Source organism: Vibrio sp. Isolate32 (assembly GCF_022397955.1).
Taxonomy (GTDB): Bacteria; Pseudomonadota; Gammaproteobacteria; order Enterobacterales; family Vibrionaceae; genus Vibrio.
Genome location: NZ_JAKEUQ010000031.1, coordinates 18,605 through 39,079 on the forward strand (window position 1 = coordinate 18,605; position 20,475 = coordinate 39,079).

General features: G+C 43.6%; 21 protein-coding genes. 11 read left to right on the forward strand and 10 right to left on the reverse strand.

Translation table 11 applies throughout. From position 1 onward, the window contains the following. Nucleotides 1-80 precede the first annotated feature (80 nt). Complete coding sequence (locus L1D11_RS19060; protein WP_239832870.1) at nucleotides 81-506, forward strand: MarR family winged helix-turn-helix transcriptional regulator; 426 nt, start codon at nucleotides 81-83, stop codon at nucleotides 504-506. A gap of 130 nt (nucleotides 507-636) precedes the next feature. Here L1D11_RS19060 and L1D11_RS19065 read toward each other — a convergent pair whose 3' ends face one another. Further along, nucleotides 637-2,421 carry an SgrR family transcriptional regulator gene (locus tag L1D11_RS19065; protein WP_239832871.1) on the reverse strand — a complete coding sequence of 595 codons (1,785 nt, stop codon included), beginning with the start codon at nucleotides 2,419-2,421 and terminating at the stop codon, nucleotides 637-639. A gap of 602 nt (nucleotides 2,422-3,023) precedes the next feature. On the opposite strand from L1D11_RS19065, the gene rimK reads away from it, so the two are divergent. From rimK to L1D11_RS19080, 3 genes are all read left to right on the forward strand, one after another. Further along, nucleotides 3,024-3,929 (forward strand): 30S ribosomal protein S6--L-glutamate ligase, encoded by a 906-nt coding sequence (gene rimK, locus L1D11_RS19070; protein WP_004740040.1) that lies wholly within the window; start codon nucleotides 3,024-3,026, stop codon nucleotides 3,927-3,929. 32 nt (nucleotides 3,930-3,961) lie between these two features. Further along, nucleotides 3,962-4,390, forward strand: a complete 429-nt coding sequence (locus tag L1D11_RS19075) for a RimK/LysX family protein (RefSeq protein ID WP_004740039.1) — start codon at nucleotides 3,962-3,964, stop codon at nucleotides 4,388-4,390. Between the two features lie 164 nt (nucleotides 4,391-4,554). Continuing rightward, nucleotides 4,555-5,868 (forward strand): IS4 family transposase, encoded by a 1,314-nt coding sequence (locus L1D11_RS19080; RefSeq protein ID WP_239832872.1) that lies wholly within the window; start codon nucleotides 4,555-4,557, stop codon nucleotides 5,866-5,868. Nucleotides 5,869-5,922: 54 nt separating this feature from the next. Here L1D11_RS19080 and L1D11_RS19085 read toward each other — a convergent pair whose 3' ends face one another. Next, the gene (locus L1D11_RS19085) at nucleotides 5,923-6,384 is read right to left on the reverse strand and encodes a TetR/AcrR family transcriptional regulator (protein WP_239832873.1); all 462 of its coding nucleotides are present in this window, start codon (nucleotides 6,382-6,384) and stop codon (nucleotides 5,923-5,925) included. 529 nt (nucleotides 6,385-6,913) lie between these two features. Here L1D11_RS19085 and L1D11_RS19090 point away from each other — a divergent pair. Then, on the forward strand, nucleotides 6,914-7,213 hold the full coding sequence (locus tag L1D11_RS19090) for a YfcZ/YiiS family protein (RefSeq protein ID WP_239832874.1): 300 nt from the start codon (nucleotides 6,914-6,916) through the stop codon (nucleotides 7,211-7,213). 37 nt (nucleotides 7,214-7,250) lie between these two features. On the opposite strand, the gene L1D11_RS19095 is transcribed toward L1D11_RS19090, so the two are convergent. Then, a complete protein-coding gene (locus L1D11_RS19095) occupies nucleotides 7,251-7,517 on the reverse strand; it encodes a YnjH family protein (protein WP_239832875.1) in 267 nt (88 codons plus the stop codon). Nucleotides 7,518-7,669: 152 nt separating this feature from the next. Between L1D11_RS19095 and L1D11_RS19100 the strand changes: the two genes are divergently transcribed. Beyond that, entirely contained in the window at nucleotides 7,670-8,269 is a 600-nt protein-coding gene (locus tag L1D11_RS19100) for a hypothetical protein (RefSeq protein WP_239832876.1), read from the forward strand. Between the two features lie 104 nt (nucleotides 8,270-8,373). On the opposite strand, the gene L1D11_RS19105 is transcribed toward L1D11_RS19100, so the two are convergent. Further along, nucleotides 8,374-9,480 (reverse strand): 1-acyl-sn-glycerol-3-phosphate acyltransferase, encoded by a 1,107-nt coding sequence (locus tag L1D11_RS19105; RefSeq protein ID WP_239832888.1) that lies wholly within the window; start codon nucleotides 9,478-9,480, stop codon nucleotides 8,374-8,376. 175 nt (nucleotides 9,481-9,655) lie between these two features. Between L1D11_RS19105 and L1D11_RS19110 the strand changes: the two genes are divergently transcribed. After that, nucleotides 9,656-10,282 (forward strand): hypothetical protein, encoded by a 627-nt coding sequence (locus L1D11_RS19110; RefSeq protein ID WP_004737748.1) that lies wholly within the window; start codon nucleotides 9,656-9,658, stop codon nucleotides 10,280-10,282. A 132-nt stretch (nucleotides 10,283-10,414) separates the two neighbouring features. On the opposite strand, the gene L1D11_RS19115 is transcribed toward L1D11_RS19110, so the two are convergent. Both L1D11_RS19115 and L1D11_RS19120 read right to left on the reverse strand, forming a co-directional pair. Then, nucleotides 10,415-10,906 carry a hypothetical protein gene (locus L1D11_RS19115; RefSeq protein WP_239832877.1) on the reverse strand — a complete coding sequence of 164 codons (492 nt, stop codon included), beginning with the start codon at nucleotides 10,904-10,906 and terminating at the stop codon, nucleotides 10,415-10,417. 22 nt (nucleotides 10,907-10,928) lie between these two features. Then, nucleotides 10,929-11,450 (reverse strand): nicotinate-nicotinamide nucleotide adenylyltransferase, encoded by a 522-nt coding sequence (locus L1D11_RS19120; RefSeq protein ID WP_239832878.1) that lies wholly within the window; start codon nucleotides 11,448-11,450, stop codon nucleotides 10,929-10,931. A 109-nt stretch (nucleotides 11,451-11,559) separates the two neighbouring features. Between L1D11_RS19120 and nadE the strand changes: the two genes are divergently transcribed. Next, nucleotides 11,560-12,390, forward strand: a complete 831-nt coding sequence (gene nadE / locus L1D11_RS19125) for an ammonia-dependent NAD(+) synthetase (protein WP_239832879.1) — start codon at nucleotides 11,560-11,562, stop codon at nucleotides 12,388-12,390. An 86-nt stretch (nucleotides 12,391-12,476) separates the two neighbouring features. Here nadE and L1D11_RS19130 read toward each other — a convergent pair whose 3' ends face one another. Beyond that, on the reverse strand, nucleotides 12,477-14,333 hold the full coding sequence (locus L1D11_RS19130) for a hybrid-cluster NAD(P)-dependent oxidoreductase (RefSeq protein ID WP_239832880.1): 1,857 nt from the start codon (nucleotides 14,331-14,333) through the stop codon (nucleotides 12,477-12,479). 218 nt (nucleotides 14,334-14,551) lie between these two features. On the opposite strand from L1D11_RS19130, the gene L1D11_RS19135 reads away from it, so the two are divergent. Both L1D11_RS19135 and pyrC read left to right on the forward strand, forming a co-directional pair. Beyond that, nucleotides 14,552-14,710: a YqaE/Pmp3 family membrane protein gene (locus tag L1D11_RS19135; protein ID WP_004737661.1), complete on the forward strand. Its 159-nt coding sequence runs from the start codon at nucleotides 14,552-14,554 to the stop codon at nucleotides 14,708-14,710. 192 nt (nucleotides 14,711-14,902) lie between these two features. Next, the gene (gene pyrC / locus L1D11_RS19140) at nucleotides 14,903-15,931 is read left to right on the forward strand and encodes a dihydroorotase (protein ID WP_239832881.1); all 1,029 of its coding nucleotides are present in this window, start codon (nucleotides 14,903-14,905) and stop codon (nucleotides 15,929-15,931) included. Between the two features lie 136 nt (nucleotides 15,932-16,067). Here pyrC and L1D11_RS19145 read toward each other — a convergent pair whose 3' ends face one another. Next, a complete protein-coding gene (locus tag L1D11_RS19145) occupies nucleotides 16,068-16,973 on the reverse strand; it encodes a DUF808 domain-containing protein (RefSeq protein ID WP_239832882.1) in 906 nt (301 codons plus the stop codon). A gap of 174 nt (nucleotides 16,974-17,147) precedes the next feature. On the opposite strand from L1D11_RS19145, the gene L1D11_RS19150 reads away from it, so the two are divergent. Next, nucleotides 17,148-18,074: a M14 family metallocarboxypeptidase gene (locus L1D11_RS19150; protein ID WP_239832883.1), complete on the forward strand. Its 927-nt coding sequence runs from the start codon at nucleotides 17,148-17,150 to the stop codon at nucleotides 18,072-18,074. 176 nt (nucleotides 18,075-18,250) lie between these two features. On the opposite strand, the gene L1D11_RS19155 is transcribed toward L1D11_RS19150, so the two are convergent. Together L1D11_RS19155 and L1D11_RS19160 are read right to left on the reverse strand one after the other, a co-directional pair. Next, a complete protein-coding gene (locus L1D11_RS19155; RefSeq protein WP_239832884.1) occupies nucleotides 18,251-19,858 on the reverse strand; it encodes a BCCT family transporter in 1,608 nt (535 codons plus the stop codon). Nucleotides 19,859-20,239: 381 nt separating this feature from the next. Then, nucleotides 20,240-20,475: transposase (locus tag L1D11_RS19160; protein ID WP_239834753.1), on the reverse strand; the 236-nt coding region annotated here is incomplete at its 5' end.

Sequence of the window (20,475 nt, forward strand, 5' to 3'; positions counted from 1 at the left end):
AATTCACGAACAATTAAGTTGATATTATCAACTATAAATACAATAATTGACATTATCAACCATTTTTCTAAGGATCGTTTATGTCTGATAACACATCGTTAGAGTCTATCTTTCGCTTAGTGCACTCTTTGAAACGTCAAATGAGTGAACAGATTGAGCGCTTGGATTCTGAGATCGCACCTATGAATATTCGTGTCATGAAGATCATTACTAAGAAATCTCCATGTACGGCTATCGATATTGCGCACTTCCTAAAACGTGATAAATCACAGGTCACGAGATTAGTTAATACGCTGATCAATCAAGAACTTGTGAAGAAGTCTCCAAACCCTGAAGACAAACGTAGCCAGTTGTTGGCGCTAACCAGTGAAGGGGAAGAGATCATGACTAAAGTTTCGAATATTGATCGAGAGATACTACAGAGAATGACTAAAGGCATGAACGAAGATGAGCTAGAACAATTCAGCCAAATAGCGAACAAGATGGCTCAAAACTTAGACAGCTGATCTTCAAAATAAAACGAAAAAACGCCACCGAATCGAATGATCGGTGGCGTTTTTTGTAGAATTTGGTTTTACCTACATATAAGCATGCCAAAATCGACTTTGAAAACGCTTTATTCTACTCGGTAAGAGATTAATCAGCAGACCATACATTCTTGAAATCTGGCCATCCCCAGTTGGTGATGGCTACGTTTTTCAGAATCCCCTGGAAACGCACGGTTTGTAAGTGATGGAACATCGGGACTAACCAATAATCAGAAATCAATGTCGATGCAATTGGCTCCAACTCAGCCAAGTAATTCGGTAATTCAACCGTTGCTTTGTGCTGATCGAGACGCTGCTTGAGCCAATCACTGTTTATATTTCCGAGCGCGGAATGCAATACAGGGTCATTCATCAACCACGAGAACAATGAAGATGGCGCATTGTCGTCGAGATTCAGGTTACACAGTACCAAGTCTTCTTTTAAATCGCCCCGCTGAGAAAGCTGAGCTAATTCTCGAAAACTGTAGGTATTCACCTCAACTTCCACACCATGTCGCTTAAGAATATCTGACACTGAAATAGCGCATCGATAGAGGGCATAGTAGTTATAAACCGCAATGCTCAATTTCTTAGGTAGCTCACTTTCTCTAGAGGGCGTTCGATACAGTTTCTGCCAACTGGGCAATATGTTCTGAGCCAAAGAGACACTGAACAAGCCTTGGTTTTGCTCCTGTTGCGTCAAAATAGCCTGTGGGTTTGCAAGTGACGATAGGTACTTACGTTGTTCATCACTTAGCGAGTTAGCCGCTGAGTTTTGGTTAAATAGAATAAACAAACAACCGTCTTCGATACGACTGCGGAGCCCGTCTGTTTCAGCAGACACCAACTCCGTGTCGCTCTTTCCTAATTGATGAAAACAGGCAGAATCTTCATACGGTGACACCTGCATCTGGCTATCATCGAATCGAGCACTGCCAGTCATCGATTCTTCAAACTGCCAAATGGTCACCTCATCGGTTAAAGAGCGACAACCGTAAAAGTGTTCGAATGCCGAGAGCTTGATGCGCTCGCTGTTGGTTTCAACCACTCTGAAAGGTCCAGTACCAATCACAGCATGAAAGCCTGAGTTTAATGGCGAAGGCTCACGGGTCACCTGCGCTGATGGTTGAATCGAATACTTAACGCCTGCAAGCAAACCCGCAAAGCCAGTATCCGCTTGGGTTAACTTAAAACTGATCCTTAATGGCTGATCACTGTAAATGGAAGAGGCATGAGCCAACTCAGCTTGATAAAAAGGCAGAGCTTGTAAAGCAGTAAACAAAGCAACTAACTGTTTGGCATCAACAGGCTGCCCATCATGGAAAGTCAAACCGGGGCGTAGATAGAAAGTCCAAACCAATTGCTCAGTGTCATATTCCCAGTGGTGAGCTAACTCTGGCTTCAGTTCGCCCTTGTCGTTACATGTCACTAAGCAACTAAACACTTGTCTGATCAAAAATCGTTCACTACTGCGATGTATATGATGCGGAAACAGATCCTCAAACTTACGTTTATAGGTTAATTGAACATGTAAGAGCCCTTCACGCATGGTCGCGCCGGAGGTTTCTTGCAGTAAAGAGCCAAACACAGCGCGGTCATTATCTAATATCGAGAGTGCTTTTTCATACTTGCCCTGCTCTATCAGCTTACTCGCGACATGTTGAGCCAGTTCTGGATTGCTAAAGCGCAGTGTTAAGTTAGAACGTTGATTCCTGCCAACCTTTGGTTCCCACACGACCCATTCAGCTTGATGCATTTTGCCTAACAGGGTTCGAGCGTGGCGCAAGCTTGTGAACAACTCATCCGCCACCTCCGTTAAGGTCACGGAGTGAGAAAGGTTTGGCTCGAACGATTCTAGCCTCGTGTAGTAACGCATCATGTTTAGATCAGACAAATAATGAACCTTTTAAACCTAGCTCTTCCTAATTAAGCCTATTGTAAAACACAATCGCAAAAAAGTAGTTTGATATAGCCAAAACAGGAACAACCAATAAAAATAACATCTGTTTTTTAGTTCCTCTTAATTAACCATAATGAACGGGTCAGCAACAAACCATAGGTTGTAAATAAAGCCTAACTAGAGAGAGTAATGACCATGAGAAAATACTATCTTAACAAGCTAAAAAGCACCTGCAGTAAGCTCTAAAGAGAAGCACTACCAACACTTTTAGATCTATGTAACCGGCGTTATTAGTACACTTTTTAGCACCGAGTAAACGCGAGTTGAGCACAGCCTAATATGCTCCTACCCCCAATATGAGTTAGGTCTCAACTCGCTTTTCCTTTCAAAACCCCCTCTCAAGCCTGTTGTACCAATAGCTCACACAATCGATAAATTTCCGTTGTCGACTCGACAAATTTAATTCGTTTTCTTAGTTAAACAAAAAGCCTTAAGGTTCGCCCCGAAGCAAGTAAGGAGCCTCAGAAAAACTGAAAGCTCAGCTAACAACTAAATAATTTTGCAGTTACCAATCAGGTATTAACTAAGGAAACGCCATGCGTATCGCAATTCTTTCTCGTAACGAAAATCTATACTCTACCGCTCGTCTAAAGCAGGCTGGAGAAGCACGTGGTCATCAGGTCGATGTTATCGACACGTTGCACTGTGATATAGATATCGCGAGTAACAATCCGAAGATTCGCTACATGGGTGAAGAGCTTCCTCAATACGACGCGGTTATCCCACGTATTGGCGCTTCCATTACCTTTTACGGAACTGCGGTTGTTCGCCAATTCGAAATGATGGGCACTTTTTGTATCAATGAGTCAGTAGCAATCAGTCGTTCTCGCGACAAACTGCGCTCACTACAACTGCTGTCCCGCAAAGGTATTGGCTTACCAAAAACAGGTTTCGCTAGCCGCCCAGACAAAATTCAAGACCTGATCAAAAACGTAGGTGGCGCACCACTTGTGATCAAGCTACTTGAAGGTACTCAAGGTATCGGTGTAGTTCTAGCTGAAACGAACAAAGCAGCAGAAAGCGTTATCGAAGCGTTCATGGGCCTAAAAGCGAACATCTTGGTTCAAGAGTTCATTGAAGAAGCAAATGGCGCAGACATCCGTTGTTTTGTTGTTGGCAACAAAGTAATCGCAGCAATGAAGCGTCAAGCTGGTGAGGGTGAATTCCGCTCTAACCTGCACCGTGGCGGTACTGCTCAACTGGTTAAACTAACCAAAGAAGAGCGCGCGACAGCAATCAATGCGGCGAAAATCATGGGGTTAAACCTATGTGGTGTAGATATTCTACAATCTAAGAACGGCCCAGTGGTAATGGAAGTAAACTCTTCTCCAGGCCTAGAAGGCATCGAGAAAGCAACGGGTAAAGATGTAGCAGACATGATTTTCGAATTCATCGAGAAGAATGCAAAACCAAACGCTAACCGTACTCGTGGCAAGGGCTGATTGAATACCGATAACTCATGATTGGAAAGAAAATGAACAATAAAATGATCATAGGGAATACCGAAGCACTTTGCTTACCGGAGTTAGGGATAACTGGACTACATACACGTGTTGATACAGGGGCTAAAACCTCTTCTCTACACGTAGACAATCTACTATGTGTAAAATCAAACGGTGAGAAGTTCGTAGAGTTCGACCTTCATCCAGACGTTTATCACCTAGAAGAGACGGTGCGCTGCAAAGCGAAACTAAAAACAAGTAAGAAAATTAAGTCATCTAACGGCGAAGTTGAACACCGTTGCGTGATTGAAACCATGCTAAGAATCGGTGGTCAACAATGGCCTATCGATATTACGCTAAGCAACCGTCAAGACATGACTTACATGATGTTGCTTGGTCGCCAAGGCATGAGTGATAAAGTGATTGTTGATCCAGCGGGCGAATTCCTACTGACTCACTAATCTCAGTCATCGTAACCGCTCCACAGGTTACCACTAAAGCTAGTCACAACGATATAAGGCCCGTCTCATGACTTAATGCCGATCAGTTAAGACTAAAATGATCGGTTGAACGATCCTTCCAAGGTGTCAAAATCCGAGTGTATCTCATGCACTCGGATTTTTTTATGTTTCTAAGACAGGCTCTTAACCAAGTTCACCAATTCTCTGCTGAGAAACTCTCAGGCTTATCTGACCTTCTGTCCCCTGAACTGATTGCTCAGTGTATGGAAGATACTGGTATCACGACTATCCGTAGGCGTAGATTACCCATGGAACTGATGGTTTGGAGTGTTGTAGGCATGTCTCTATATCGTCATTTATCTATGGAGAAAGTTGTCTCCAAGCTAGACATTCTTCTTCCCGGTAAAAAGCCGTTTGTTGCTCCAAGTGCCGTTATTCAAGCAAGACAAAGGCTAGGCTCTGATGTCATGAAGTCTGTTTTTACTCAAACGCAGAAATTATGGCATGACAAAACGCCACACCCAGACTGGCATGGTTTAACGCTTCATGCAGTAGACGGTGTAGTCTGGCGAACCCCAGACACTAAAAAGAACGACGAGCAGTTCAGTCGAACTCGAAATCAAAAGTGTGCATCCGAATATCCTCAAGTTCGAATGGTTTGTCATATGGAACTGACCAGTCACCTTCTCAATAGTGCGTCATTCGATTCGACTTCGGTAAGTGAAGTGAATCTAACAACAGACCTCATTGAGCACTCGCCAGACCAAAGCCTGACTATCTTTGATAGAGGTTTTTACGCCCTAGGGCTTTTACATCGTTGGCAAGCAACTGGAAAAGATAGGCACTGGCTTATCCCTATGCGTAAGGGAGCCCAATACACGACGGTTCGTAAGTTGGGAAGGGGACAAGAGTTAGTTGAATTACAGCTCTCTCCCCAAGCTAAAAAGAAGTGGCATGATGCTCCGGAGACACTAGAAGCTCGCTTGATAACTAAGGTCGTTAAGGGTAAAGAGATACGGTTGTTAACCTCCATGACAGATCCCCTTCGTTATCCAGGAAAAGATATTGCGGAGCTATACAGTCACCGATGGGAGATAGAGTTAGGTTATAGAGAAATGAAGCAATATATGCTTCAAAACAACCTTACCCTACGAAGTAAAAAGCCAGAGCTGGTGATGCAAGAGTTGTGGGGGATGTTGTTAGCCTACAATTTACTTCGCTTCCTGATGTGCCAAATGGCTTACGATCAAAATAAAGTCATGCCTTATCAAATAGGCTTCAAACAAGCGTCGCTGTTCTTGACCGGTCAGTTACAGCTCCTCCCAGCTGTTGCACCAGGAAGAGTCCCAGAGGTAATGAACTACATACTGGATATGGCGGAGAGTTTTACATTGCCAGAAAGACGGGATAGGAGTTATCCAAGAGCGGTAAAAAGAAGGCCCAGTCGCTACGCGACTAGGCCTTCAGAAAGGTGTTAAATGCTTCTTAACTTACAAGCATTACCCGTAGGAGCTTCTTTTAATGAGTGCTAATTATTGGCTCATACGAATCAGTGATTTACCAATCAACCACTCAAGTTCTTTACCGCTTGTATCACCAAACTGAGTCTCAGTTAGCTTGTAAAGACGATCAATACCGCTCGCCGCAAATTCGTGTGCGTTTTCAGCTGTGACGATATGGTGGAAAAGTAAACGTAAGATGGCTAGGAACTCAGCGTCTTCAAGTGCTGTAACCCAACTAGCTGAAAATGCATCAAGGCCATTTTCAAAGTCAATATGTTCCATGAACATCTTGAAAATACGACCGTCTAGAGCAGCAGTAAAATCCGTCTTTTTTGGAAAGTGATGACTTATACCTGTACGAGAAACACCCGTTTGCTGACTCAACGTCGTGTATGACATCTTGTCATAACCCAATCTTAGTAGCTGGTCTACAACGGCATCCATAATTTTCTGGATCGTGATTTCTGTATCTTCTTTACTACGCTTTGGCATATTCAGGCTCTTCTCTTTGTAAATCCATCTAACTCAATCAAATAAAGTCAGAATGAAAATCGTTATCAGCATTATGTGAGCAAGGTATTTTTTAGCAAGTATTTCCATTAAATACCGACAAATACTTTGTACGAACAATTTTACAGTGCTGCCTCTTTGGGCACTTTGTCTAATTATTCTTCGAAAGTCACCTTACCGCTCTAAGCGGTTAATCAAAAATAACAACTTAGAATATCAAATACCCAACAATAAATTCATTGTATAAATACCTATCAAGCAATACATAGTCTTATAAAATTAGTCACGACGCAACTAACTGAATGATATTCTAACAAATTAATGACACTGCTTTTCAACAAAACATGAGATAGATCACATACATATTTGTCGGCGCGAATGTACATATTCATTTAATCCCACAGCAAACAACATAGCATACCAGTACGAATTAGTTCAAAGATTTTAATTTTTGTAGATACAGTTCAAATTGCCCGCTAGAATAACCGCAGATTTTGTAAGAGGATTATTTATGAGCCAAGATATGGGCAACAACGACGTATGTGAAGCTTGCGGCTGTGCAGGCGAAATCGGGTTCATCATTAAAGAAGGTGACGATGTTGCTGAAGTAACTGTATACGGCAACTCGAAAGCACTAATTGAAGCTGAATTTGTAAAGTACGTAGAGCTAGCAAAGCAAGTGTCTAGCAATGTTGAATATGAAGCGTCAGAAATGACCGAAGAAAGCACTGAATTGCATGCACGCTTCAAGTTCGAAGTAAGCGCAGAAAAGATTATTTTCGAACTTAAGACTCGCTCTCTGGCGCGTTAATATAAGCATTTATGCTCTTTTACAAAGACGAGTTAAATTACTCGTCTTTTTTTATTTGTATCCAACCAAGTGCCCCATTCGTTTCAAAATCGTTTTCCGCAGCACACTGAATCACAACACCAGAGACTTCGAGTACCGCTCCAATGCTGTATGCCTTGTCATCGTAATAACAAACTCGTTGCTGTTGACCACTTTGAGTAACCACCACCGCAGCCTTCCCCGGTGTTGAAATTACTTTGTTCGCACTGGCAGGCATTGAGCAAAACAATGCACTTACGACCAAGATGCTCTTAATTATTTGCATATTTACTCTAGTCACTCATTTACCTGCCATTGTCGCTTAATTCCTAATTAGCCAAACGATTTCTATTTTATCTACCGCCAAATGGGTAAAACACTGTGCGAGAATAATTTTTCCATTATAGTGTTAACGTCTATCGTAATAAGAAGCCTGTTATGCTCAGAATAATTGCACTTATTATTGGTTCTCTAACCATAACAAATGTCAGTGCAGAACCAATCGATCACTATCAAATATTGAACCATCTGGACAATTACGGAAACTTATATCTCCGAAATAAGCCTTACACAGCGCTTCCAACCGGTTTAGTGGTCGATGGTAATCTTAATATCGAAAACACCCCGATCACACGTTTACCTAAAGGGCTTGAGGTTAACGGCAGCCTCAAGGCTTCTAATAGTCAGCTAACCAGAGTAGCAAGTGACGCAAAAATCAAAGGCTATGCCGACTTCATGGGTAGCAAAATCACCAGCTGGCCAAAAGGCGTCAGAGTCGGCGGATTCATTAATTTCACTGACACTCCACTGCAAAGTCTGCCCAACGGCTTCCGAGTGAGAGGTGACCTCAGTGTGATTCGCACCCCTTTAACCGAACTGCCGAATGGCATTGTGATTGATGGTGACCTGTATATCGGCGGCTCTGCAATTGCTGCATTCCCAGAGACGATGACGGTGAAAGGCAATATCTATTTAGGTGGCAACACCGTCACGACTTGGCCAACAAATTTGGACCTTCGCGGTGCAGTGGCGCGCTAACCTTGCCTGTGGCTTAGCCTCATCCCATCAAAAGTATAAGCAGAAAAACCAAAAAAGGAGCTCAAAGCTCCTTTTTCAATTCAATCAATTAAGCGAAATGTTCGCTAACCAATGTTCTTCACCGGGTTCGCATAGCTGTCGATCAAGTACTGACGCGCACCTTTTGGCAACGTCGCTAACTTATCTTCGAACTCTTTCTTAACCGTAGCGGTGATCGAGTCATCTTCTTTCTCTGCCGCCAGTAGATTTACTGGGAACAGCTTGTAGTTATCATGGATCTGGCGATCAATCTCTTCAGCCAATGCTTCTGGAGTCTCAAAGTCTTGATCGATAACCTGACCAAAACCAACGTGAATGCGGCCTTTGTTGCCCACAATACCTTGGATAATGCTCTCAATATCTTCAAATTCGCCTTTTTCATAGCTGCCGTTTACATCTTTTTCAAACAACTCGATCGCTTTCGCCATATCACAAGGGTCATTTTCATATGAGATAGCAACAGGAACAATCTTCAGTGACTTAACGTATTCAGGAAATGCCGCCTTCTGCTTACGTCCTTCAACATGGAACATTTTAAGGATTGCAGGATCAGTGAAGTCATTACCGTCTTTTGCACGACCTTCTTTCTGAGCGATCCAGATAGAGTTACCGGTATCTAAAGAGTGCTTAATGTAAGAAGAGAGCTGGCCTAACGCTTTCATCATTTCACGTGGCCCTTTAAGAGAACGCTTAACGATAAAGCTCTTATTCAAGCGCATCAGTTCTGTCGCGCACGGCTTCTTCAGAAGGTTATCACCAATCGCAATGCGACAAGTTTGGTGATTTTGTTGATGCAATGCATAGTTCACCAACGCCGGATCCATAGCAATGTCACGATGGTTTGATACAAACAAGTATGCTTGATTCACATCCAATGACTCTAAGCCTGTGTACGTCACACCGTTTGTGGTGTTCGCTAGCGTGTCACGTAAGTACTTTTTCACTTCAATCTGAATGGATTCAACGTTAGCCAGCTTGCTCCACTTCATTTTTAAGTAAACACGTAAAATTGGGCTCATTAATGCTTGGAACCAAGCTGCGTGATTCGAAAAACGGTAGTTCAGAATCGCACTGATGAATTCTTCATCATTAATAAGACGGTTTAGTGCCGCTGGAATTTCATCATCGCCGTAAGGACGAATATCAACATATGGATCGGTTGGAGAGGTCATTTTTTCATTCATATAATAAAAAGCTCGCTCATTCTACGCGTTGTTTTGACTTCTCGCAGCTACAGAGCCCATACTTTTGACAAGGTCAGACCAGAAACAGTGAAAAGAGCCTGTTATTGTTGGCATTCTTTGAGATTAACGGTAATCTTGACGCCCCAAAATTAAGGTACTATCTATGAACTTCGCTATTGAATATACATCGGCTTACTTTTCACACCTGGTGATCACACCACGCAAGAAAGTACTAAAACATAGCCTTGTATCGGTTCAAAGTGGCTTGGTTTTGATCAAACTGGGTAAGCAAGAGTACGCCGTTGAACCTGGTCAAAGCGTTTGGATTCCATTTGACTGCTTAACTTCGTTGACTTATTTCCCTAACACTCAAGTTAGCCGTGTCGATTTCTCTGTTCGACTGACAGATGCTTTCCCACGCCAAGCAGGTTACATCACGCAAACTAACCTCTCTTTGGCGTTGCTAGAGAAGCTGGAACTGACTCACGGCCGAGCTTCAGGTGCCAACAATACCGAGCAAGCCTGTAAAGACATGCTTTCTGTACTCAAGCAAGAAGTATTGGCATTTAAACCGCTGCTTTGTGAAAGTGCGTTGTCTCAGCGATTCAATCAGTGGAACATTGATGACTCTAACCTGCCACAAGAGCACACCTTAGTGATGGTAATGCGCGAAGCGAAGAAGCGCATGCAATCAGGCCAAAAGCGTGCTGCTGTGATCGATGACCTATTCTCAGGTAAAGAAGAAGAGTTTGAGCAACTGTGTATGCTGGTGTTTGGTGACGACCTATAGTCGCTAAGAAAAGCCAAAACTTAGATACTAAAAAGCCGCAAAGACTGAGTTTCTGCGGCTTTTTTAATTCTTAGTGCTAATTCAAGATTAATAGAAGCTAAATTAGCAATCTTGAAGAACGATAGCGTTCGTCTAAAACGGTAACTCGACCTGCATCATCAAATCGGCATCTCTTGAATCGTGCCAACGATAATCAAAACGCATACGAGGTTGCCCTTCTACTTTCTCGCCGAAGCCAATGCTCAATTGCAAACCGTGATTCAATAACCACTCTTCAGTAGACATATCATATTGCTCGTCTTCCAAGTCTTCAGGGAACCACATTCCCAAACCAACATAGTTGGACTGGAGGCTTTGAGTTAACAGTGGCGTATCCTTGGTTTGAAGTACCCAGTCGGACCAATAGTCTGGTGTGCTCTCGGCTTCTTCTTCACTCATACCAGTGATTTCCAGCATGCGCTGACCGAAAGACTCGATGCTCGTAGAAAAATCTAGACAACTATTTTCATCATCAGAAGCCAACATGATTGAGTCTAAGCTAAAAAAGTCACATTCAGCCTGTGCAGGTAAACTGCATGCTGCAATGATCATCGTCGCTGGTATCGCGCGCTTTAGCATAGTCATCAGGCCTCTTGAAATAGTGAATCTACATTATTGTATACAGTCCACTATCTTGCAACATCTTTGTAACTGACTTTGTACTCAGTTTTGATACATCGCTCCCACTTATCAATGCATTACGAATGTCTGTGCTGCGGATCTTCACCTTCTCTGGGCATGCCATAACAGACCATCGCTCGGTAATCTCATCTGATTTATAGAAAGATGAGAACTTGAAGAAGTTGTCCGGGCCAATCACAAACGTAAGTTCAGCGTCACCATGTAACTTTTGTAATTCACTGAGTACAGCATAAGTTGTCACTCTTTCACCGGGCGTAAACAAACTCTTTTCGATCAATGATAGTTCAACTTGATCCAATGAAAGATCACTAATAAATGCGTTAACTAACTGACATCTCGTATCAAAGTCTAGCATCTCTTTTCCCCAAGCATGGGCAATACTTGGTACCAGAAGAATCTTGTCGAAATGAGCCAGTGAATCAATCACACTTTTATGCCCTAAGCTCGGCGGATTAAACGCACTACCGAAAATGGCTATTTTTTCCATTATTAATTGCTGCCTTCTCTTTCTAAGCTTGTGCAAAGAGGTTTTTATATCGAATGATTTAGGTATGATAACACTAGATTTTTAATTTGCTTGCAGGAAAGGAATACGAATGGAACAGTTAATTCGTGACGAAATGCGCGTACTACCTTCAATTGCCCCTCACTTCGAAGTGACCCGTCGTGTAGAATTTATCAAAACGAAACTTCAGCAGTCTGGCTGCAAGTCCCTGATTCTTGGTATCAGTGGTGGTGTAGACTCGACTACCTGTGGCCGTCTAGCACAACTGGCTGTTGACAGCTTGAATGAAAGCACAGGTAGCAACGACTACCAATTCATCGCAGTTCGCCTACCTTATGGTGAACAAAAAGATGAAGATGAAGCACAACTTGCTCTCTCTTTTATCCAGCCTTCTCAATCAGTTTCTGTGAACATTAAAGCAGGTGTTGATGGGCTTCACGCGGCTTCTCACGTTGCACTTGAAGGAACGGGGCTACTGCCAACAGACTCGGCGAAAATCGACTTTGTAAAAGGTAACGTAAAAGCTCGAGCTCGTATGATCGCACAATACGAAATCGCGGGTTACGTTGGTGGTCTTGTGATTGGTACTGATCACTCAGCAGAAAACATCACTGGCTTTTACACTAAACATGGTGATGGTGCCTGTGATTTAGCGCCTCTATTTGGCCTAAACAAGCGTCAAGTTCGTGAACTTGCGGCAACACTAGGCGCGCCAGAGCAGCTAGTTAAGAAAGTACCAACTGCCGATCTAGAAGAGCTTGACCCACAAAAAGCTGACGAAGCAGCACTGAACCTAACTTACGATCAAATCGATGATTTCCTTGAAGGTAAAGAAGTACCTCAAGACGTATCAGACCGCTTAGTGAGCATCTACAAAGCAACACAGCACAAGCGTCAACCAATCCCGACGATCTACGATTAATGCTTTAAGTTAATCTCAAATTAAAAAGGCCGAAAGTTCAACTTCCGGCCTTTCCTATTTTATGAAGGAAGTGACTTAATTTGCCATTAATCCACAACTTCGATATCGGTTTGAGGCACACTGCAACATGCTAAAATCTGACCCATGTTACGTTCGTGTTCCTGCAGCGCTGGTACATCCGGTTGATGAACTTGCCCAGACTCAAGGGTCACTTTACAAGCACCACAAAAACCCGCACGGCAGCTTGATGCAATAGATACACCCGCAGACTCAGCTTGCTCTAGTAAGGTAGACTGGTTGTTACCTTCGAATAGATAGCCATTAACACTTAGCTGTAGCTGCTTAACTGTCTCTTCTGTTGATTGTGCGACACTAAATGCTTCTTGATGATAATGCTGAGGATTCAGGCCCATTTGAGTCAGTAGTTTCTTTGCATTATCCATAAAGCCACCAGGACCACACACAAAAGCTTGGCGTTTATGAAGTGCTTCAATTTTCGCGACATGCGACACGCTCAAACGACCAGACAAACCCTCCCACTCTTTCGTTGGTTGGCTCAATGAATAAATCACACTTAAGCCTTCGTGCTCTTTGGCGATCTGGTCAATCTCAGCTTGGTAAGGAATATCTTCTTCGCTGCTGCATTGATGATAGAAAACCACATCATTAATCTGACCATGGTCTGCTAAATAACGAAGCATCGACAGCATAGGCGTGATACCGCTACCCGCAGAAAGCAATAATAATGGTTGCGTTGGGTTCTCTTCTAAGTAGAAAGCACCATCAGGGTTTTGCGCTACTAAGGTATCGCCAACTTGGAAATGGTCGTTTAACCAGTTGGAGATCTGGCCATCATTGACGCGCTTCACTGAAATCGCTAAACGACCCGCGCGAGATGGGCTTGAAGATAGCGTATAACGACGAGACACTTTTTCACCATCAATAACCATTTCAATCGGCAGATGCTGACCTGGTTGGTAACTTGGTAAAGAGTGGTTCTCTTTCGCTGGCTCTAACCAAAATGTCGTAAAGTCTCGAGCGATCTCTTCACGCTCGACGCAAGTTAGGTGCAGCGACTCTACCCATGTGTCTTCGTAAAGTTCTTTTTCTTTGGTCTCGAGTACTTCAACCACATCACCCGCTCTGACTAAGCCTTCATTTTTCGCGACTAGGTTCTGACCAAAGAACACACCACCACGATTATTGGCTCTGAATTTAGAGAAGGTATTCAGTGGCTCTTTTGTCGCTCTTAACTCACCACTGTTAACATCAACCGTGGTTAGAATACAACGTTCACAAGGCTTCACCACCTCGAACTCAACCTCACCAATTCGAATGCGCTTCCAACCATCTTCAGCAAACGCTTCAGTGTTTGAGACGACAAAATTGGTGCGGAACTGATCCATGGAATGTGTTTCAGGACTACGGCGATTCAACTCATCAAGCGAAGCTTGGCTGATGATTAACATTGGGTAGCCGTCGGCAAAACTCACGTTATGGCCCAACTTTTCACGAACACGATTCGATTGTTCACCAGAGAAAAGCAGCTCAACACGTACACCCAATACATCACTAAACCAGTCATCAGCTTCGTCACACGTTGTGTAGGCCGTGAAGCTGTCTTTCCACACTGTTGCTGGCGCTTCTTGCATCTTAAAGTTCGCATACTTAAGGCGCAGTGGCGCTTTATCTTCATAAGTAAAGATCAAACCATCTGGCAGCAAGCTGGAAGACACTTTGACCATTTTCGGATATTTGCGCGCCGTAACCATTGAGCCGTCAGCCAATGCCAGCATGAAACGTCTGTCAAAAGTGAGACCTTGTTTTTCAACCCAAGCAGAAGAAAGCGCAATGCCGCCCACTGATTTAACCGGAAACACATTGATTTGAGATAAGGAAGGAGCTTGCTCTGAAGCCTTTCGATCTAGAGGTGACTGCGACATAACGATTCCAATGTTTTGTAGTTTGTCCCAATGCTAACAAATGGTTATAAATAGATAAACTGGCAGCCATTAAACACTTGATACTAAGCGAATATCTTGAGATGTTTAACTCATTGTCTTCTATACATTAAGCTAGCAATGCATTCACACTCCCTAGACCTTCTATGCTGTGAATACAGTTAGTGCATTGAACTTTCATTGAATAAAAAGGATTTATCATGAACAAACTCGTCATTATCATCTTATGTGTACTGCTTCCTCCTTTGGGTGTGTTTTTCGCACGAGGAGCAGGCAAAGACCTTTTGATCAACATCGTCCTCACTTTCTTTTTCTGGGTGCCGGGCATGATCCACGGGTTGTGGGTAGCGACTCGATAATCCATCTTCAAAAATACATACCGAATAAAATACAAAGAAAAACAAGCTCCTAACCCTGATGAGTTAAAAATAGGATGAAATGAAAGTGCTTTTCCACTATCATCCTGTCGCCTAAACGTAAGCGATTGCTTTCACAGATTTCGCCGAGTTTAGGCTCCAACTACATAACACTTCAAATGGTGGGAGCCTTCAATGACACAACTTACGATTACTCGTCCTGACGACTGGCACGTTCATCTACGCGATGGCGAAGTATTAAAAGATACAGTGCGCGATATCAGCCGCTACAATGGTCGAGCGTTAATCATGCCAAATACCATCCCACCGGTAACAGATACCGAAATGGCTCTAGCTTACCGTGAACGCATCATGGCAGAGCAGCCAAGCGAGCAGTTCCAGCCTCTAATGGCACTTTACCTGACAGACAACACAACACCTGATGAAATTCGCAAAGCGAAAGAATCTGGCGCTGTAGTGGCTGCGAAGCTTTACCCAGCTGGCGCAACAACCAACTCTGACTCAGGTGTAACCTCTGCGAAGAACATCTACCATGTATTAGAAGCTATGCAAGAAGTTGGCATGCTACTTTTGGTACACGGCGAAGTAACGACGCACGATGTTGATATCTTTGATCGTGAGAAAGAGTTCCTAGACACCGTTCTTGCGCCAATCGTGAATGACTTCCCTAACCTAAAAATCGTTCTAGAGCACATCACGACTGCGGATGCTGCAAATTTCGTAAAGAACGCGAACGACAACGTTGCCGCGACAATCACAGCTCACCACTTGCTTTACAACCGCAACCACATGCTGGTTGGCGGCATCAAACCACACTTCTACTGCCTACCAATCCTTAAGCGCAACACTCACCAAAAAGCGCTCATTGAAGCAGCGACAGGTGGTAGCAAGAAGTTCTTCCTAGGTACAGACTCAGCTCCTCACGCAAAAGGCGCAAAGGAATCAGCATGTGGCTGTGCGGGTTCATACACAGCACACGCAGCAGTAGAGCTTTACGCAGAAGTATTCGAATTAGAAGGCAAGATTGAGAACCTAGAAGCATTCGCAAGCCACAACGGCCCAGACTTCTACGGCATCCCACGTAACACTGACACTATCACTCTAGTAAAAGAAGAGTGGAACGTTGCTGAAACCATGCCATTTGGTTCAGACACCGTTGTGCCAATTCGTGGCGGCGAGACGATCGCTTGGTCAATAAAATAAGCACTCGGAAGGCAAGGTAAATACGTTGTAAACACTTCGTAAACACCTCACCTTAACTAAAAAGGGTCACCCTCAATCGGGTGACCCTTTTTGTTTAGTATTTAACAAACTCATTGCCTAAGGCGTTGTTTAAGCCCTACTTGCCGCGAACCTTCTCTATCACACTCCAAGCCACGACAACAAGTAACCCTGCCACTACACCAATCACGCCATTCAACAAAGTGGGAACAACCGCAGTCGCAATCGTATGTCCGCTGAAGTCCATGATGATAGGCTCAATCAAATGATGAATTGCGGGAACGTTATGAACCACGATACCACCGCCAACCAAGAACATGGCAGCCGTACCGACAACAGCAAGTATCTTCATTAGCTTTGGCGCAAAGGAAACAAGCCCATTACCCAGCTTTGCTTTTACTGCGCTACCGTCAGATGTACGTTGAAGATAGAAACCTAGGTCATCTAACTTAACGATCCCAGCAACCAAGCCATAAACGCCAATCGTCATCACAACAGCAATCAAGCTAACGACAATAATCTGGGTCAAGATGCTGGTCCCCGTCACGGTCCCCAGAGCAATTACAATAATTTCTGCGGATAAAATGAAGTCGGTACGAATTGCGCCTTTAACCTTTCTCTTCTCATAGTCCTCAATAGACTCACCAGTTTTATCTTCATCTCCTTTGTCATTATCTTGGTGGGCATGGGGGAAAAACTTTTCTAAGATCTTCTCAGCCCCTTCGAAACAAAGAAATAAGCCACCCATTAACAGCAATGGCATGATCAACCAAGGAATAAATGCACTGATCAATAAAGCGGCAGGCACAAGAATCAACTTGTTCTTGAATGAGCCTTTTGCAACCGCCCACACCACTGGGATTTCTCGTTCAGCAGAAACACCCGATACTTGCTGCGCGTTAAGTGCTAAATCATCGCCCAATACACCCGCGGTTTTCTTCGCCGCCACTTTAGACATCAGTGCAACATCGTCTAGCACTGTGGCTATGTCATCTAACAGTGTGAGTAAACTTGCTCCAGCCATTTTATTGTCTCTTTTAAAGGATTGAACAACAGCTAAAATGTAACACTATCAATTCACTCATCAAAGTTATGAGTCTGTAAAAAATAAAGTCACAAACTGTGTTTTCTATTGCCGTCTCAGCGAGACAGGACTAGTCTGTCTGCATCTTTCACGAACATAAAAGAAAAAGTATAGATGAAAAGTGAATACAGCTACCCTATCGGCGAACCTGGGAAAAAATGGCAAGAAGCAGAACGTCAAGCATGGTTTGCTCAAAGAACCGTTAAGCGTGAATACCAGCAAGAAGTCGTTCCTAAAATCCAAGCATTAGCAGACCGCTTTGACATCGAGCAATACGGCGCACTGAGCTACGATGAAGATCGTTTCCCTCTGTTTGCAATCAAGAGCAAAAACTGGGATGCATCAAAACCAACCGTTCTGGTAACAGGCGGTGTTCACGGTTATGAGACAAGTGGTGTGCACGGTGCGGTCAAATTCGCAGATACTCAAGCAGAGAAATACGCAGCACATTTCAACGTAGTGGTTGCACCTTGTGTTAGCCCTTGGGGTTACGAAGTCATCAACCGCTGGAACCCAAATGCCGTTGATCCAAACCGCTCTTTCTATGAAGGTACTCCTGCTGAAGAATCAGCGAACTTACGTTCATTAGTGGCGTCCCTACCAGAGGTACTGGTTCACGTTGATCTACACGAAACGACAGATTCTGATGAAACTGAATTCCGCCCAGCACTTGCAGCTCGTGACGGCATTGAGTACATAGAAGGTATGATTCCAGATGGTTTCTACACAGTAGGTGACACTGAAAACCCTCAGCCAGAATTCCAAGCAGCTGTCATTGCTTCAGTTGAAAAAGTAACGCACATTGCACCAGCAGATGCAGACGGTAAGATCATCGGCTCAGAGGTGACACAGCACGGTGTTATTAACTACCCAATGAAAGAGCTAGGCCTTTGTGGCGGCGTAACGAACTGCAAGTACGGGACAACGACAGAAGTTTACCCAGACAGCGACAAGGTAACGGATGAAGAGTGTAACGATGCGCAAGTCGCAGCTATCGTTGGTGCTCTAGATTACGTGATTCAACACGAGCTAAATGTGTAAGCGAGTAAGTTACTTCTAGAGCACTAGAATAAAGTTGATAAAAGCCACAAGTGACGAATCATTTGTGGCTTTTTGTTTATTGATAGCGGACATAAAAAAACTCCCTTGCACAGAGTACAAGAGAGTTTCTTAGTTAAGCGTCACTAGTGAGCAATTTACCTCACTAGAAAATCGCCCTATTTCGCTGTTTCGCTCACGTTTGCTTGGCCTTTATCTACTTCTGTAAATAGACCTTTCAGCAGGCTCACACAGCCAATCAAAAGAATGATAGTGAACGGCAGTGCTGCAATAATCGTAATAGATTGCAGTGCTTGAATAGATTGAGTACCACCAATCCACAACATCACCATCGCAATCGCACCTGAGATAACCGCCCACACTACTTTCTGCTTCACTGGTACTTCAAGCTTACCACCAGCCGTCATACCATCGATAACAATCGAACCTGAGTCTAGTGTCGTAACGAAGAACACAATGATCAGTGCTACTGCGATAACCGATAGGATGCTACCAAACGAGTACGCATCTAACATGTGGAACAAGCTTAGCGATACATCTGTAATGCCTTGATCAAGACCAAGTTGACCAACATGATTAATGACCTGCTCAATAGCCACACCACCAAACACAGACATCCAAGCCGAAGTTACTAGCGTCGGGATAATCAGTACGCAGAACAAGAACTCACGAACCGTACGACCTTTAGAAATACGCGCTACAAACATACCGAAGAATGGTGCATACGCTACCCACCACGCCCAGTAGAATACAGTCCAACCATGCAGCCATGTAGTGTCTTCACGACCAGAGCTCTGGCTCAATGCCAAGATATTTTTCACATAGCCCGTTGCTGCTGTTGCTACAGAATCAAGCACAGTTGTGAAGTTAAGCACTGCAATAAGGCCAAGGAATACGAACGCAATAACCATGTTTAAGTTACTTAGGAACTTAACACCACCGTCCATACCACGAAGTACAGAGATGATCGCCAGACCCATGATCAAAACAATGATAGATTGCTGAAGTAGGATATTGTTTTCCAAACCAAACACGTGGCTAATACCACTTGCTGCTTGTGTACCACCCAAACCTAACGAAGTCGCCAAACCAAACAGAGTAACCAGTACTGTTAGCACGTCGATCACATCACCTGTTTTGCCCCACACTCGCTCACCCAAGATTGGGTAAAATACAGAGCGCATAGATAACGGTAGACCTTTGTTATAAACAAAATACGCTAGGCAAAGCGCTGTCATGCCGTAGATAGCCCAAGCATGGAAACCCCAGTGGAATACCGTTGCACCCAGCGCTAACTCACGACCTGATTCTGTAAAAGGTTCTGCGTTCAACGGAGTACCAAACCAGTTGGTAAAGAACGCAGTTGGCTCAGCAACACCCCAGAAAATAAGTCCAATACCCATGCCTGCTGCGAATAACATCGCAATCCAAGAGGCCATTGAATAGTCTGCCGTTGCGTCTTCACCACCTAAGCGAACTTTACCTAGCGGTGAGAATGCAAGAATCACGGCAAAAATTAACATGATGTTGGCTCCCCACATGAACAGGAAGTCAAACTTTGATAGAACCGCACCCTTGATGGAGTCAATTGCCGCTTTGGCATCTGCAGGAGGCAGAGCAAGAAGGGTGATGATGAAGAGAAGAGATAAGCCAACAGAGGCGACGAAAACTGTGTTATGGACATCCATGCCCCACTTACTGACGTTGTCTTGACCAACTTGATAGTCAGTAGAATCAATACTGTACTTTTTTGATTTAAAACTCATAAATTATGATGTTCGTATATCCGATTCAACGAATATAAGGACTCGCTCCATATCCAACAACTACTTGATTGGCTCGCCAAATCACCTAAACAAAGCATGGTGAAAGTCACTATTTGAGATAGTGAATGGACTTACTTGCTCAATCCCAAGCCGCACAATATAGCACAACACGAAGCATTTTTACTGAGCCTTAGCTCAATAGTTGCTCATAACCGCCTGAATAATGATAATTAACCTAATAATACGCACCTCAAAAAACCACCATAAACTCATAAATAACAATAAGTTAAATCAGAACGATGCAACATAAAATCGTTTTAAAACTTTCGTCAGATAATTTTAATAAACACGACATTTATTTATAGCTCTAATAAAAAAGGTTCATCGCGGCTTTCCGGGGAAAGCCGCTTTTATCTTCAAGAAGAAGTAGTCTGTATCTCGATACCCATATCCCATTCGCTTGATTAGTTTTATCTTGTTGTTTATCCCTTCCAATGTGCAGGTGTTAAGCGGATAACTTGCCGATGCGATAATGCCGTGAAGATAAGGACTCAGTTTTCGTGCGAACTCTTGCAATGGCTTAATTCCACTCTCCTGTACTTGTGCCCACCACACCT